Raw genomic sequence first — 14,186 nt, forward strand, 5'->3', positions numbered from 1 at the left:
GTGGTACGCCCAAGAGGATTCGAACCTCTGACCTTTTGAACCGCAATCAAATGCTCTATCCAGCTGAGCTATGGGCGCAAAATAAAAGAGTAATTTTATCAAAAAATTCTTAAAATTAGCAAAAACAAGTAATTTTATAGAATTTTTATATTTTTATGCTAATCTTCTTTGAATAATATTTTAGCTTAAGGCAAAGTAATGATACATAAGATTTTAATAGCCAATAGAGGTGAGATTGCAGTAAGGGTAATCCGTGCTTGTAGAGATTTACATATAAAAAGTGTTGCTGTTTATACTGAACCTGATCATGAGTGTTTACATGTAAAAGTTGCTGATGAAGCATATAGAATAGGAACTGATGCTATAAGAGGGTATTTGGATGGTAAAAGAATAGTTGAAATTGCCAAAGCTTGTGGAGCTGATGCTATACATCCTGGATATGGCTTTTTAAGTGAAAATTATGAATTTGCAAAAGAGTGTGAAGAAGCAGGGATTATCTTTATAGGACCAAAATCAGATGTTATCCGTAAGATGGGAAATAAAAATATAGCAAGATATTTAATGAAAAAAAATGGAATTCCTGTAGTTCCAGGCACCGAAAAATTAAATCATTGTACATTAGAGGAAATCAAACTCCAAGCTTTAAAAATAGGTTATCCTGTAATTTTGAAAGCTAGTGGTGGCGGTGGCGGTAGGGGTATACGCGTAGTGCATAAAGAAGAGGATTTAGAAAAATCTTTTGAAGCATGCAAAAGAGAAGCACTAAGCTTTTTTAAAAATGATGAAGTTTTTATGGAAAAATATGTTATCAATCCAAGGCATATCGAATTTCAAATTTTAGCAGATAATTATGGCAATATCATTCATCTTTGTGAAAGAGATTGCTCAATACAAAGAAGACACCAAAAAATAATTGAAATAGCGCCTTGTCCAAGTATCTCAGAAAAACTAAGAAAAACCATAGGGGTTACTGCAGTAGCTGCTGCAAAAGCAGTGGGTTATACGAATGTTGGGACGGTTGAGTTTTTGCTTGATGATTATAATAGATTTTATTTTATGGAAATGAATACAAGAATTCAAGTAGAACACCCAATTACTGAAGAAATCACAGGAATTGATCTTATCACAAGACAAATTCGTATAGCAAATGGAGAAATTTTAGATCTTGAACAAAGCGATATAAAACCAAGAGGCTTTGCTATAGAAGCTAGGATTACAGCAGAAAATGTATGGAAAAATTTCATTCCAAGTCCAGGCAAAATCACAGAATATTTTCCAGCTTTAGGGCCATCTGTAAGAGTGGATAGTCATTTGTATAAAGACTATACTGTGCCACCTTATTATGATTCTTTACTTGCAAAATTAATTGTTAAGGGTTCAAGTTATGATAGTGCAGTTAATAGGCTTGAGAGAGCTTTGAAAGAATTTGTGATTGATGATATTAGAACAACTGTGCCATTTTTGATTGCAATTACTAAAATAAGAGAATTTAGAAGAGGGTATTTTGATACTTCTTTCATAGAAACACATATGGAAGAGCTTTTGGAAAAGACAGAAGATAGACACCAAGAAAATAAAGAAGAAGTAATTGCTGCTATAGCTGCAGCCTTACAAAAAATAAAAGAAAGTAGGCAATCATGAGTTTTTTAGATGAATTAAAAGATATAAAAAAAGCACTCCAAAAAGAACAAGGTCAAACAAAAAAAGAAAAAGTTAAAGTAAGTAAAAGTGGAGTTAGTATGAAAAATATTGACTTAGATACTATGCAAAAAGATTTAGCTAAGCAAAATGAAGATAAAAAACAAGAGCAGGAATTTGAAGATATGTTTTTAAAAGAAGAGCGTTTAGCTAATGAATTTATGGAATTTGTAAAAAATAGCGATATTAAAAAGATCTAATGAATAATATTATTGGTTTTTGTACTTTAGAAGAAGAATGTCCTTATCTTGAAAATAGATATTGTAGAAATGAGTATAATTATATATCTTTTATCACAAAAACACAAAATCAAGAATTAGTTTCAAGAGGTTGGCGTCGCTTTGGCTCGTATTTTTCAAGACCAATATGTAATGATTGCAATGAATGTCAAAATTTGCGTATTTTAGTAGAAAATTTTCATTTTAGCAAAAATTATCGTAGGGTTTTGAAAAAAAATACAGCCACTAAAATAATCTTACAAAAACCTTCTTTAAGTGATGAGCATTTATTATTATATGAAAAATACCACCATTATCAAAAAGATAAGAGAAATTGGAAAATTTATGATCTAAATTTCAGGAAATATTATAATCTTTATGTAGATAATGCGGGTACTTTTGGATATGAGCTTGATTTTTATATGGATAATAAGTTAGTTTGTGTTGATTTGATTGATATTTTAGAAGATGGAATTTCTAGTATATATTGTTTTTATGACCCTGATTTTTCACATCTAAGTCTTGGGAAATATTCACTTTTAACAGAAATTAAACTTGCACAATTAAAAAAATTAAAATATATTTATTTGGGATATTTTGTAAAAGGGTGTCAATCTTTAGCGTATAAAGCCGATTATAGTCCAAATGAAATTTTAAAACACACTAGTGCTTTAAACGAGCAAGCATTTTTGTGGAGTTAGGTTTATAGAGAGGATTTTATGCAAGTAGTGCAAACTTTAGAATCAGTTAGTGTTAATACTGATGATTTTTTAATGTTTAAATATTTTCAAGATCTTATCCGTAAAAATTTTTCCAAAGTTATAGGTAATAAAAATAAAACCTTGTCTTTTTTTGTAGAAAATGAAATTCCCCAAAGAAGATATTTTTTAAAACTTGTTAATCACAAATATAAAAAAAATACTGGAAATCAAATTGATAATCTTGCTTTTGCACACTATAAAACCTTTAAGTTAAACCTTGCTCAAGCAAATACTTTAAAGCCTGTAATCTTTGCCAAAATAGGCTTTGCACAAAAAAATATTTTAATCACACTAAGTTCGAATGAAAAATTATTTGCTGTATATTTAGAGCAGTATTTTAAAGATCATAAAAGCGTGTATGATGAAAAAAATTGTATTTTTTCAGTAGAATACAAAGATGATAATACTTTAAATCTTTTAGAAATTTTAGCTAGTGTAAACGAGCACTTGAAATATTGTGTTGATTTTACGATTCATGAAACTCAGCTTTTAGAATTTAGAAATAAAATGAAAAACAAAGCTAATACTAATTGGAAATTTAATGCCCTAGCAAAGCTTTTTGAAAATTATTTTCAAACCTTAGGGTGTAATTCTAGTGATGATTTTGCTACTATTAGACAAAATTATCTCAATTTAGTAAAAATTTATCATCCTGATCGTCATCAAGGTAAAAGTAAGATCGAGCAAGCTTATTGCCGTGAAGAATTTGAGAAAATTCAGCTTGCTTATGAGAGTTTAAAATCTTTATATAAAAATAATACTTGATATTAAAATAACATCATTTTAAGTTGCAATTTATTAAAATTAATTTTTTATAAAAATTTAGGGAATAATATTGGTTGCTGATAAACAATTATTTTTTTTAAGTTGTATTTTAATAACCATAGGAATACTTTTCTCATATTCATTAAGTGCTTTTACTGTGCTTTATTTAGAATATAGTGAATTTCATTTTTTTATTAGACAGCTTTTTTTTGGACTTAGTGGTATAGCAATTATTTATTTTGTATCAAGATTAAATCCTGATAATAAGACAATGCATTATTTAATGATAGGTGTTTTGATAATTGCTTTTTTGTGTATTCTTATTCTACCTTTTTTACCAACTTTTTTAGCTACTGCAGCAGGTGGTGCTAAAAGATGGATTAGACTTGGCCCCTTATCTATTTCGCCTGTTGAATTTTTTAAAATAGGATTGATTTATTTTCTTGCTTGGTCTTATACAAGAAGGATTGATGATAGTAAAAAGGCGATCAAGCATGAGGTTTTAATCTTAATCCCTTATTTTATTTTAGCTGCTTTTGTTATTGGTTATATTTATATGACGCAAAATGATTTAGGACAAAGCGTTATTTCTTTTTTCTTGGTTTTTGCTTTAGCTTTTTTTGCAGGAGCTAGTAAAAGACTTTTTGCTTTTGGTGTAGTTATTGTTGGAATGATTGGGGTTTTGGTAATTTTAAGTAATCAAAGAAGAATTCAGCGTATTTCTGCTTGGTGGGGAAATATCCAAGATGCTTTTTTGCCTTTTTTTCCTGATTGGTTAGCAAAAGTTTTAAGGGTAAGTCATAATTCAGAACCCTATCAAATTTCACACAGCTTAAATGCCATAGCACATGGTGGAATTTTTGGAGAAGGATTGGGGCTTGGAACTTTTAAACTAGGATTTTTAAGTGAAGTGCATACAGATTTTGTTTTATCAGGGATTACTGAGGAAATAGGTTTGTTTGGTTTAAGTATTGTATGTGTAATTTATTTAATGATAATACTCAGGATTTTTAGGATTGCTGGGCGTTGTGAAAATAAAGTACATTTTTTATTTTGTTCAGGTGTGGCTTTATTATTATTATTTTCATTCTTTATGAATGCTTTTGGAATTATCTCTTTAACTCCATTAAAAGGAGTTGCGGTGCCACTTTTAAGTTATGGTGGTAGTTCTATGTGGTCTATTTGTCTTGGAATAGGTTATGTTTTGATGATTAGTAAAAAGGTAAAAATATAAATATTATTTTTTAATTACGATAATAAGCAATAGTTTATAAAAATGGTATATTTATATAAATTTACCCATATTTAAAATATTAGATTAAACAAAGATTGTAATTTTGTCATTGTAAGATTTTAATATGGTTGAGTTTTATAGAGTTTTTATAAATAAAATTATACCATATAATGTTTTTATATTAAATAAAAAACTAGGTAATAAAAATGAAGCATTTTTTAACATTAATGGATTTTACTAAAGAGGATATTTTAGCTATTATTGATCACGCTATTGAACTTAAAGCAAATCCAAAAAAACTATTGCATGATAAAACCTTAGCAATGATTTTTGAAAAAAATTCTACACGTACTAGAATGGCCTTTGAGCTTGCAATTACAGAACTTGGTGGAAAAGCTATATTTTTGAATAGTAATGATTTGCAGCTCGGTAGAGGTGAACCTATTAAAGATACAGCTAGGGTTATTGGTTCTATGGTTAATTTTGTTGTGATGAGGGTAAAAAATCATGATAGTTTAGTGGAATTTGCAAAATATTCTAGAGCCCCAGTTATTAATGCTTTAAGTGAATTTTATCATCCAACACAAATTTTAGGAGATTTGTTAACCATAAAAGAATGGGGTAAAGAAAAAGATAATAATGTAAAAATTGCTTTTGTAGGAGATAGTAATAATATATGCAATTCTTGGTTAATAGCTTCTGCAATTTTAGGATATGAAATGAGTGTAGCTATACCATATAATTACAATATCAATACTCATGTTTGGGAGTTTGTTGTAGAAAAATCAAAAACTTCAGGAGCAAAAATCTCTTTATTTCACAACAAATTTGATGCTTTGAAAAATAAAGACGTTGTTGTTACTGATACTTGGATTTCTATGGGCGAAGAAAAAGAAAAAGAAATTAAATTAAAAGATTTTAGTGGTTTTATCATTGATGATAATGCAATGAAATATGCAAATAGTAATGCTATTTTACTTCATTGCTTACCAGCATATAGAGGCTTTGAAGTTAGTGAAATTGTTTTTGAAAAACATTCAAAAGTAATTTTTGAAGAGGCCGTAAATCGTCTTTATGTAGTTAAAGCATTGCTTTGTTTTTTAAATATGAAATTATAGCTTTAAGTTAATATCTAAAACTAAAACAAGCATAATGTAAAACTGCTAATTATAATAGAGATTATAAGGTATTATTTTTCAATAAGTAAATAACTAAATAAAGCCGAATAAATCGTAATTAATAATATATATTTTATTTCATGTAGATGTAAATAAAATTCAATGTAAATGAATTATTGGGAAGTATGTACAGAAATATCAAAAAAACAGATAATAATAAAATCTTTACAAATAAGTTTTTTTTGATATAATTTCAAACATAATTTACAAAAAGGAGCATCAATGAAAAAATATAGGCGTTTAAACACAATGTAACTTTTTATTAATTTAATCTTTAGGAGATAAAATGAAAAAAAAATTATATGTTGTTTTAACGTTATTTAGTTTATTAGTTTTAGGTGCTTGTTCAAAACAAGCTGATAATCAGAATGAAATTTTAAAAGTTGGTGTAGAGGCAAGCTATCCTCCGTATGAATTTATGCAAGATGGGAAACTTAATGGTTTTGATATAGATATTATCAAAGAGCTTGCAAAAAGAGTTAATTTTAAAATAGAGTTTGTAAATATGAGTTATGATGCACTCATTCCTGCTTTAATGGGTCGAAAAATTGATCTTGCTATTTCTTCTATGGGAATTACCCCTCAAAGAGCGCAAAATGTAGATTTTAGTATTTCATATTTCAAAGATAAAAATGTATATTTAAAACACAAAGATAATGATTTTTCACAAAAAGATGATTTAAAATCAAAAAATATTTGTGTGTTGCTGGGTTCTATTCAAGAAAATGCAGCGAAGCAAATTCTAAATGCAAAAGTAATTGCTAGCGAGAATATATTAAATTGTTTTTTAAGCTTGGATGTTAAAAAAAATGACGTCGTGGTAACCGATAAGGCTAGTGCAATGAATTTTTTAAAGCAGTATCCCAATATAATAGCTTTTTATGAGGAAGATGATGGAAGCGATGGTTTTGGTATAGCATTTAGAAAAAATGAATTTAAAGATTTAATCTCTAAAGTTAATCAACATTTAGAAGAAATGAAAAAAGATGGGACTTTGGAGAAACTTCTAGTTAAATATAATTTAAAGGATTAAAATGAAAAAAATACTATATGTTGTTTTAGTGTTATTTGGTATATTAGCTTTAGGTGCTTGTTCAAGCGATAAAAATCAAGCTAGTGCTTCTGGTGAAAAGGTTTATAAAGTAGGTATAGCAGCAAATTATCCTCCTTTTGATTTTATTAAAGATGCAAAAATTACCGGCTTTGATGTTGATTTATTAGAAGAGATAGCAAAAAGAGAAAATTTAAAACTTGAATGGGTAAATATGAGTTTTGATGGTTTAATTCCTGCTTTAAAAGCTGGAAAGATTGATATGATAGCTTCTGCTATGAGTTCAACTCCTCAAAGATTAACAAGTATGGATTTTAGTGATACTTATTTTAATACTAAAAATTTATATTTAAAATTAAAAACAAATTCTAGTATTAGTGGTAAGCAAAGTTTAGAAGGTAAAAAAATAGGTGTTCAACTTGGAACTATTCAAGAAGGTGCTGCTAAGGCTATTCCAAACGTTCAAGTAGTGGCTAGTGAAGAAATGTTAGCCGCGATTTTGGCTTTAAAAGCTGGTAAAGTTGATGCGGTTTTAACAGATAAAGATATTGGCAAAGGTTATTTAAAAACCAACGAAGAGTTGGAGGCATTTTTAGAAGAAAATGATGGAAGTTCAGGATTTTGTGTGGCTTTTGATAAAGGAAAGCAAACTGAACTTGTTCAAAAAATCAATGCAGGTTTAGAAAAAGTTAAAGCTGATGGTACTTATCAAAAAATCGTAGAAAAATACGATTTGCAATAATTTAACTTAAAGCCTTGATACTTGCTTTCAAGGCTTTAAAAAAATACTCTATATCTTCTTTTGTGTGCGTATAATGAAAACTCGCTCTTAGCCATCCTGGTTTAGATTTTAATTCTTGATTATCTTTTAAATTTAGCAAATCATGTCCATAAGGTCCAGCACAAGCACAACCAGCTCTTGTTTCTATCTTATAGGTTTTGCTTAATTTGTAAGCTAAATCAAAAGGAGAAATTCCTTCTATATTAAAAGCAAAAATAGGCAATCTATGAGTGATATTTTTTGCATATAAGATCATTTTTGGAAAATTTGCGCATTGTTTGAAAAAATATTCACAAAGTTCTTTTTCTTTTTTTTCTATATTTTTTAAACCCATTTCATTGCGTACTTTAAAAGCTAAACTTGCTCTAATAAGCTGAATGATACCTGGTGTGCCACCTTCTTCTAAATTTTCAACTTCACATAAATATTGCTGAGAGGTTCTTGAAACATAACCTACAGTCCCACCTGCTGCAAAGCTAGGGGTATTGCCGCATAGATTTTTTTTGATAACAAGTAAGCCACAAGATCCTACACCCCCAAGTAGTTTATGAGAGCTAATAAACACTGCATCATAAAATTTAGGATCTAAATTAGCATAAGGAGCTAAAGTGGAAATATCAAAAGCAACTATACCGTTGTGCTGTTTGATTAAAGTATAGATTTTTTTATAATCACTTAAAATTCCTGTAACATTAGAAGCTGCGTTAAAACTTGCTATGATTTGTCTGTTTTTTGATTTTTGTAATAATTTTTCTAAAAAATTAAAATCTAATTCTCCATTTTTATCTAAGGGCACTCGAACACATTCACATAAAGCTTCTCTAAATGAAAGTTCATTAGAATGGTGCTCATAGGGTCCAACTATAACCAAAGGTAAGGTATTTTTGTTTGTATTTTTAAAATATTTTTCTTTAATAAGTGGTGGTATGTATAGACCTAAAAGTTCTTGAAATTTTTTTATAGCTGCTGAAGACCCACTTCCGCAAGCTATAAGAGCAAAGCTATCATCTAATTCAAGATATTTTTTTAAATTTCTTCTTGCATTTTCATAATGTTGTTGTGTAATAAAAGAATTTAAAGAGCTATCTGAATGTGTATTTGCATAGGTAGTAAGAATTTTTTTAATTTCTTTTTCTATGCTTTTTAATGCTAAAGCACTAGCTGTAAAATCAAAATAATATATTCCTTTTTTTAAAATAATATCTTGTTTTAGTTTTTCAATATCCAAAAAAAATCCTCTAATTTTTTGTTAAAATTATAACATACAAAATATTTATTTTAAGGATGTGATTATAAAATTTGGTGATTTTTCAAAACGCTGCGAAACTTTGGAGCTTGAAAGTATTTTTGATTTTTATAGTATTTTTGATGAGTTTGAATTTGATTTAAAATTAAGTTTATATGAAAATATCTTAAATGTTTTTATTTTGAAAGCCTTTGATATTTTAGCTTCTTTAAATTTAGATGAGAATGCTTTAAAAGCTTTGAGTGTTTTAAGTAAAAACGATAGAAAACGCTATTCTATTAATAAATCTATTCCGCATTTCCAGGCTCTAGGACTTATTAATAAACTTTTAGAAAGAAATATTTTGATCTTAGAAAAAAGTCAAGAAAAGCCAATCATAAAAAACAAAAGACAAAAAATTAAAAAAGAATTACGCTCTTATAATATACAAGATAAGGTAATTTTTAAAAATCAAGGATTAAGATTTTTCTTTTATTTTATATATCCTAAACTTAATTTAATTGTGATAAAAAAATATAATGAATTAATAGAATTTATCCAAGAAAATTTAGAAAAATACCAAAGTTTTACTTTTGAACTTTTATGTAAAGAATTTTTGGCAAAAAAACTTAAAGTGGGTCAAGTGTATAGTTTTTGGAATTATTACCATGAGATAGACTTGTATTATCATGAAAACAATTTTTGTGTTTTAGGTGAAGTTAAATTTAAAGAGAGAAAAATATGTAAAAATGTTTTAAATATTTTAAAAAGCAAAGCAAAACAGTTGCAAATTCAGCCTAATTTATATGTACTTTTTTCAAAGAGTGGTTTTAGCAAAGAGCTTATTTCAAATAAGGAGCGTAATTTGCTTTTATATACTTTAGAAGATTTTCAATTTTTAATTAAGGATTAAGTGTGGATGAGAATATTTTAAAAAGTTTAGATTCTAGTGAAAAAGAAAACTTACAACAAGGATTAAAAGCCTTAATAGAGCAAACCTATGTTATAGAAAATGAATACAAACAACTTAATGAAAACTATACTGCGTTAAGACAAATGGTAAGTGAGATTATAGAGGTTTTACCTATGGCTTTATGGATTTTAGACGCGAATAAAAATATTATTTTGCAAAATAATCTAGCTACACAAAAGCCAAAGTTTTTAGAATGCATTGATCTTGATAAAACACATTATGAGCTTGAGTTTGATCATAAGTTTTATTTAATCAAAATCACCTCCCATACTGATAAACTGATAGTGAATGCAACAGATATTAGTGATGAGAAAAGAAATGAAAGATTAGCTAGTATGGGAACAGTTGCAGCACACCTAGCGCATGAAATACGCAATCCTATAGGTTCTATTTCTTTGTTAAGTTCTACTTTGTTTGAAAGAAGTGAGTTGAAAAATAAGCATATAGTTTTAGAAATTCAAAAAGCAATTTCAAGAGTAGAGCGTATTGTAAATTCTACCCTGCTTTTTACAAAAGGAGTTCATGTTAATTTAAATGAGTTTAATTTAAAAGAATTACAAGATGAATGCGAACAAGCTATTGGAGCTTATAATTATCTAGCTAATATTGATTTTAAATTTGAATTTTTGGATTTAAAAATCAATGCAGATAAATCTTTGCTTGCTTTAGTTTTGCAAAATTTGCTTTATAATGCCATAGATGCTATTGAAGAAAGCGAAAATGATGATGGTTGTATAAAAGTTAAATGTGAGCAAAAAGAAGATAGAGTTTTTATCAAGGTTTATGATAATGGAGTAAGCATTAAAGATAAAAAAATGGTCTTTGAAGCTTTTAAAACAACTAAGTTAAAAGGTAATGGCTTGGGCCTTTCTTTATCAAAACAAATTATTGATGCGCATAATGGGGTTTTAGGTTTTAATGAAAATCCAAAATGTTTTTTTATAGAGCTTAAATTTTAAGCTCTATAAAATAAATTTTTTCTTAAAATAATAAAAATATTTGTCCTCATAGCTCAGCTGGATAGAGCGCAGAATTCCTAATTCTGAGGTCGCAAGTTCAAACCTTGCTGGGGACACCATTATTATTTAAATATATTTCTTACATTTCTTTAAACATCTATTTTTAGGTATTTGTAGTATTTTATTTATTTCTTTTATTTCATTTATTTGATATAATTTCAATACCCATTTTATACCCATCGTTATTTTTATAGATATTGGGTATATTTTTGGTATTTTTTGGGTATAAAGGGGCGAAAATGGCACTCTCTCAAAGTGATATAGAAGCATTAGAAATAAAGGAAAAACAATACTTAGTTCCGCTCGGTGAGCCAAAAGAGCTTTATTTAAAAATTCATCCTACAGGTAGAAAAGTTTTTCAACTTAGAGAGCAAAAATTAAAAAAATATATAACCATAGGAGAGTTTAGAAAAGGATTGTTAAGTCTTGCAGAAGCTAGAAAGGAAGCGATTAAGATTTTGCAACAATTAAGAAGCGGGGATTTTATCGATAATAAGAATAAAAAATTTACATTAAATATGGCAAATGATCACTATATGGAAACTATAGGAAAAAAACTTTCATATTTTACTATAAAAAAGGAACAGGGGACTTTTGTAAAATACATACAGCCTATGCTAGGAGAAAAGCCTATTAATTTGCTAGAAAAGAAAGACTTTCTTCCTATTTATGATCATATGAATTCAAAAAATATTTATTCAACTTTAAATAAAAGTATTGCTTTTATTTGCAGGATTTTAGAACTCGCAAGACAAAGAGGAGAATTAAAAACTAACATTATTGCAGATTTAAAAGATTTACAAAAGTACTATAGATTAATTAATGATGATTGCAATGTGAAGCATTTTAAGGCTTTAGTAGAAGAAAAAGAAGTTAAGTTTATGCTTGAATGTATGAAAGAGTATAGGCAAAGAGCTAGGGTTAATGTGAATATTATAAATGCAATTTATTTTACGCTTTTGACAGCGCAAAGAAGCAAAAATATACGATTTGCTAAATGGAGTGAGATAGATTTTGATAATAATCTTTGGGTTATACAAGCTGAAGATATGAAGGTAAAAAGCAATGGTGAAAATATTATCCCATTGAATGAATATGCATTAAAAATATTACAAATACAAAAGATGTTTAATGTAAACAAAGAATATGTGTTTTTTAATTTTGATAAATGCATTAGCGATAACTTTGCAAGCAAGTTTTTCAAAATGTATGATTTGAAACATACAATACATGGATTTAGAAGTACTTTTAGGAGTATATGTACAGAAAAAAGCAACGAGCTTATAAAACTTGGCATAGGCAAAGATATCGCTGAGATGATATTGCACCATGTAAATGGAAGTGAAGTTGAAAGAGCTTATAATAGAAGTAAGGCCATTGATTTAAGAAAACAGCTTATGAATTGGTATGGCGAATACTTAAATTCTTTGTGTCCATTTGATTTTAAATGATAACTTTTTTAGATTTAAACCAATGATCTAGTTCTGTTTTTTTGTACCTGATTGTTTTAACATCAATCTTGTAGTGTGGCATGCCATTGCTTCTTGCTCTAAATTGTTGTAAAGGGTTTAATCCATACATTTGCTCTACTTGCTTTGGTGTTAAAAATTCTATATTTGACATGGGGTTTCCTTTAAATATTGTATTTTATATTGATGATTTTAAATAAAATGTCTTTGTATGCATTCCATACTTGCGTATAATCTTCACGACTATCGTTTAACTCTTCATTTTTTACATTTTTCCACCATGATATGCTTTCTTGTTTGCAACCTATGGCTATATCTTGAGAATTAAAGGATATGGAAAATTTTTCTACTTGTAATGAGCATATGTTTTTCATATCTCCTATGGTATTTGAAATTAAAGTATTTTTAAAAAATGGATTTGTAATTCTTGTTTTTAAGAAATTGTTTTCTCTTAAATCAGCCCCGCTAAAATCACAATCTATAAATCTAGCAGAATTTGAAAAAATGTTTTGTAGTGAGCAATTTTTAAAATTAGTTTCATTTGCAATTACATCTTGCATATAAGCGTTTTTTAAAACAGCATTTGTAAAAACAGCATTTGATATAATGCTTGATTGAAAATCGCAACATTGTAAAATGGCATTAGTGAAATCAGCCCCGATTAGATCTAAACTATTAAAATCTACGCCTGTTAAATTTTGCTCTTTAAAATTAGCATTTTTTAAAGATATTTTTTGCTTTCTACAAAAATCAAGTAGTTCGCTCAAACTAAATTCAGTTTTTTCTATAATAATATTTCCATTTTTGTCATAAATTGTAGCCATTTTATTTCCTTTAGAATTGTTTTTTAAAGAATGGGTGTTTTGAATAAAATTTTTCTATATCATCGTAGTTTTTATAGTAGTATAATTTGTTTTCTAGCCTTTTTAAGATAGCTTCAAAAACTTCATTTTTTCCTATTTTTTCTGCAAATAAACTAAACTCCCACTCTTTCATACAAAGAATGTTATAATCACGAGCAAGTATTTTTCTAAGCTCAAGTAGTTCTTTTTGATTAAGTCTTCTTTTAAAGCTTAGCTCGTTTTTATGTTCTAAATCATACTTTAAAGCTTTAATCTCATTTTCATACTTTAGCTTTTGCTGTGCTAGTTGAGATTTGTAACCTAAGCTCTGTCTAAAAGCTAGTTTTTGCATTTGTTCTTTTTCGAGGTTTTTAAGGCGTTTTTCACATTCTATAAAATAACGCCTTGCTTGTCTGCCTTTTTCGTTGTTTTCAACCATACAAAGTTCTTTTGCCATATCTAAGGTTACATAGTATTCTTTGCGTGGGCGACCTTTTGTATAAACAAGTTCTATAATGTAGTCTTGATTTTCAATGAAATTGTAGTGGCTGATACGATTTTTAATCCAATTAGAATAATCTTGCAATGAATTTAGGTAGTAAAATATTTCTCTTGCATTAGCTGAATTTATTTCAGCACCTATTGTTTTATCATTGTAGATTTGAATTTGTGTTTGCATTTAGCTTCCTTTTGGATTGTTTTTGTATTCTAAAATTATTCCAAAAAGAAGCTTAAAAGAATATTAATAGATTAATATTATATTCTAAAAGGATTACTTATTTAATCTATTGTCTAAATCTTTAGTAACTGCATAAACTATATATTGATTTATTGTCATTCCTAAAGATTGTGCTATTTTTTCCATAATCTCTAGCATTTCACCATTAAAAGTTATTTGTAGTTTTTTATTTTCCATACTTATCCTTTGCATTTTCTTATTTAAAACTTTTCAATAAAATTATCGAAAAGCCT

General features: G+C 27.8%; 16 protein-coding genes and 2 tRNA genes. 12 read left to right on the plus strand and 6 right to left on the minus strand.

Annotated features, from left to right (window positions below; genetic code table 11):
* Position 1: 1 nt before the first annotated feature.
* Positions 2 to 78 (minus strand) — tRNA-Arg (locus tag CAMP5060_RS01115).
* Positions 79 to 198: 120 nt separating this feature from the next.
* Between CAMP5060_RS01115 and CAMP5060_RS01120 the strand changes: the two genes are divergently transcribed.
* The 8 genes from CAMP5060_RS01120 to CAMP5060_RS01155 all read left to right on the plus strand — a co-directional run bounded on the left by CAMP5060_RS01120 (position 199) and on the right by CAMP5060_RS01155 (position 7,647).
* Positions 199 to 1,641, plus strand: coding sequence for an acetyl-CoA carboxylase subunit A (locus CAMP5060_RS01120; RefSeq protein ID WP_039617956.1), 1,443 nt, complete (start codon positions 199 to 201; stop codon positions 1,639 to 1,641).
* Complete coding sequence (locus CAMP5060_RS01125; RefSeq protein WP_214126164.1) at positions 1,638 to 1,898, plus strand: hypothetical protein; 261 nt, start codon at positions 1,638 to 1,640, stop codon at positions 1,896 to 1,898. The genes CAMP5060_RS01120 and CAMP5060_RS01125 overlap by 4 nt, the downstream gene beginning before the upstream one ends.
* Positions 1,898 to 2,617, plus strand: coding sequence for an arginyltransferase (locus CAMP5060_RS01130; protein ID WP_214126166.1), 720 nt, complete (start codon positions 1,898 to 1,900; stop codon positions 2,615 to 2,617). Before CAMP5060_RS01125 ends, CAMP5060_RS01130 begins: the two co-directional genes overlap by 1 nt.
* An 18-nt stretch (positions 2,618 to 2,635) precedes the next feature.
* Entirely contained in the window at positions 2,636 to 3,442 is an 807-nt protein-coding gene (locus CAMP5060_RS01135) for an adenylosuccinate lyase (protein WP_087700526.1), read from the plus strand.
* Between the two features lie 70 nt (positions 3,443 to 3,512).
* Entirely contained in the window at positions 3,513 to 4,676 is a 1,164-nt protein-coding gene (gene ftsW, locus CAMP5060_RS01140) for a putative lipid II flippase FtsW (protein ID WP_087700527.1), read from the plus strand.
* A 206-nt stretch (positions 4,677 to 4,882) separates the two neighbouring features.
* Positions 4,883 to 5,794 carry an ornithine carbamoyltransferase gene (gene argF, locus CAMP5060_RS01145; protein WP_214126169.1) on the plus strand — a complete coding sequence of 304 codons (912 nt, stop codon included), beginning with the start codon at positions 4,883 to 4,885 and terminating at the stop codon, positions 5,792 to 5,794.
* A 346-nt stretch (positions 5,795 to 6,140) separates the two neighbouring features.
* On the plus strand, positions 6,141 to 6,887 hold the full coding sequence (locus CAMP5060_RS01150; protein ID WP_214126170.1) for a transporter substrate-binding domain-containing protein: 747 nt from the start codon (positions 6,141 to 6,143) through the stop codon (positions 6,885 to 6,887).
* Position 6,888: 1 nt separating this feature from the next.
* Positions 6,889 to 7,647: a basic amino acid ABC transporter substrate-binding protein gene (locus tag CAMP5060_RS01155; protein ID WP_337217748.1), complete on the plus strand. Its 759-nt coding sequence runs from the start codon at positions 6,889 to 6,891 to the stop codon at positions 7,645 to 7,647.
* A 1-nt stretch (position 7,648) separates the two neighbouring features.
* On the opposite strand, the gene CAMP5060_RS01160 is transcribed toward CAMP5060_RS01155, so the two are convergent.
* Complete coding sequence (locus CAMP5060_RS01160) at positions 7,649 to 8,914, minus strand: aminotransferase class V-fold PLP-dependent enzyme (RefSeq protein WP_261544863.1); 1,266 nt, start codon at positions 8,912 to 8,914, stop codon at positions 7,649 to 7,651.
* A 58-nt stretch (positions 8,915 to 8,972) separates the two neighbouring features.
* Here CAMP5060_RS01160 and CAMP5060_RS01165 point away from each other — a divergent pair, with 58 nt between their 5' ends.
* The 4 genes from CAMP5060_RS01165 (at position 8,973) to CAMP5060_RS01180 (ending at position 12,354) form a co-directional block, all read left to right on the plus strand.
* On the plus strand, positions 8,973 to 9,824 hold the full coding sequence (locus tag CAMP5060_RS01165) for a DUF234 domain-containing protein (RefSeq protein ID WP_214100712.1): 852 nt from the start codon (positions 8,973 to 8,975) through the stop codon (positions 9,822 to 9,824).
* Positions 9,825 to 9,826: 2 nt separating this feature from the next.
* Positions 9,827 to 10,843: a fla regulon two-component system sensor histidine kinase FlgS gene (locus CAMP5060_RS01170; protein ID WP_337217749.1), complete on the plus strand. Its 1,017-nt coding sequence runs from the start codon at positions 9,827 to 9,829 to the stop codon at positions 10,841 to 10,843.
* A 42-nt stretch (positions 10,844 to 10,885) separates the two neighbouring features.
* Positions 10,886 to 10,962 (plus strand) — tRNA-Arg (locus tag CAMP5060_RS01175).
* Positions 10,963 to 11,142: 180 nt separating this feature from the next.
* The gene (locus CAMP5060_RS01180) at positions 11,143 to 12,354 is read left to right on the plus strand and encodes a tyrosine-type recombinase/integrase (protein ID WP_337217750.1); all 1,212 of its coding nucleotides are present in this window, start codon (positions 11,143 to 11,145) and stop codon (positions 12,352 to 12,354) included.
* On the opposite strand, the gene CAMP5060_RS01185 is transcribed toward CAMP5060_RS01180, so the two are convergent.
* The 4 genes from CAMP5060_RS01185 to CAMP5060_RS01200 all read right to left on the minus strand — a co-directional run bounded on the left by CAMP5060_RS01185 (position 12,347) and on the right by CAMP5060_RS01200 (position 14,130).
* Entirely contained in the window at positions 12,347 to 12,526 is a 180-nt protein-coding gene (locus tag CAMP5060_RS01185; RefSeq protein WP_039625719.1) for a DNA-binding protein, read from the minus strand. The genes CAMP5060_RS01180 and CAMP5060_RS01185 overlap by 8 nt on opposite strands.
* A gap of 10 nt (positions 12,527 to 12,536) precedes the next feature.
* Positions 12,537 to 13,196, minus strand: coding sequence for a pentapeptide repeat-containing protein (locus CAMP5060_RS01190; protein WP_337217751.1), 660 nt, complete (start codon positions 13,194 to 13,196; stop codon positions 12,537 to 12,539).
* A gap of 10 nt (positions 13,197 to 13,206) precedes the next feature.
* On the minus strand, positions 13,207 to 13,893 hold the full coding sequence (locus CAMP5060_RS01195) for an antA/AntB antirepressor family protein (protein ID WP_337217752.1): 687 nt from the start codon (positions 13,891 to 13,893) through the stop codon (positions 13,207 to 13,209).
* A gap of 93 nt (positions 13,894 to 13,986) precedes the next feature.
* Entirely contained in the window at positions 13,987 to 14,130 is a 144-nt protein-coding gene (locus CAMP5060_RS01200) for a hypothetical protein (RefSeq protein WP_002873567.1), read from the minus strand.
* Positions 14,131 to 14,186 lie beyond the last annotated feature (56 nt).

The sequence above is a fragment of the Campylobacter sp. 1569 genome, from assembly GCF_024723675.1.
In the GTDB taxonomy this organism is placed as follows: Bacteria; Campylobacterota; Campylobacteria; order Campylobacterales; family Campylobacteraceae; genus Campylobacter_D; species Campylobacter_D jejuni_C.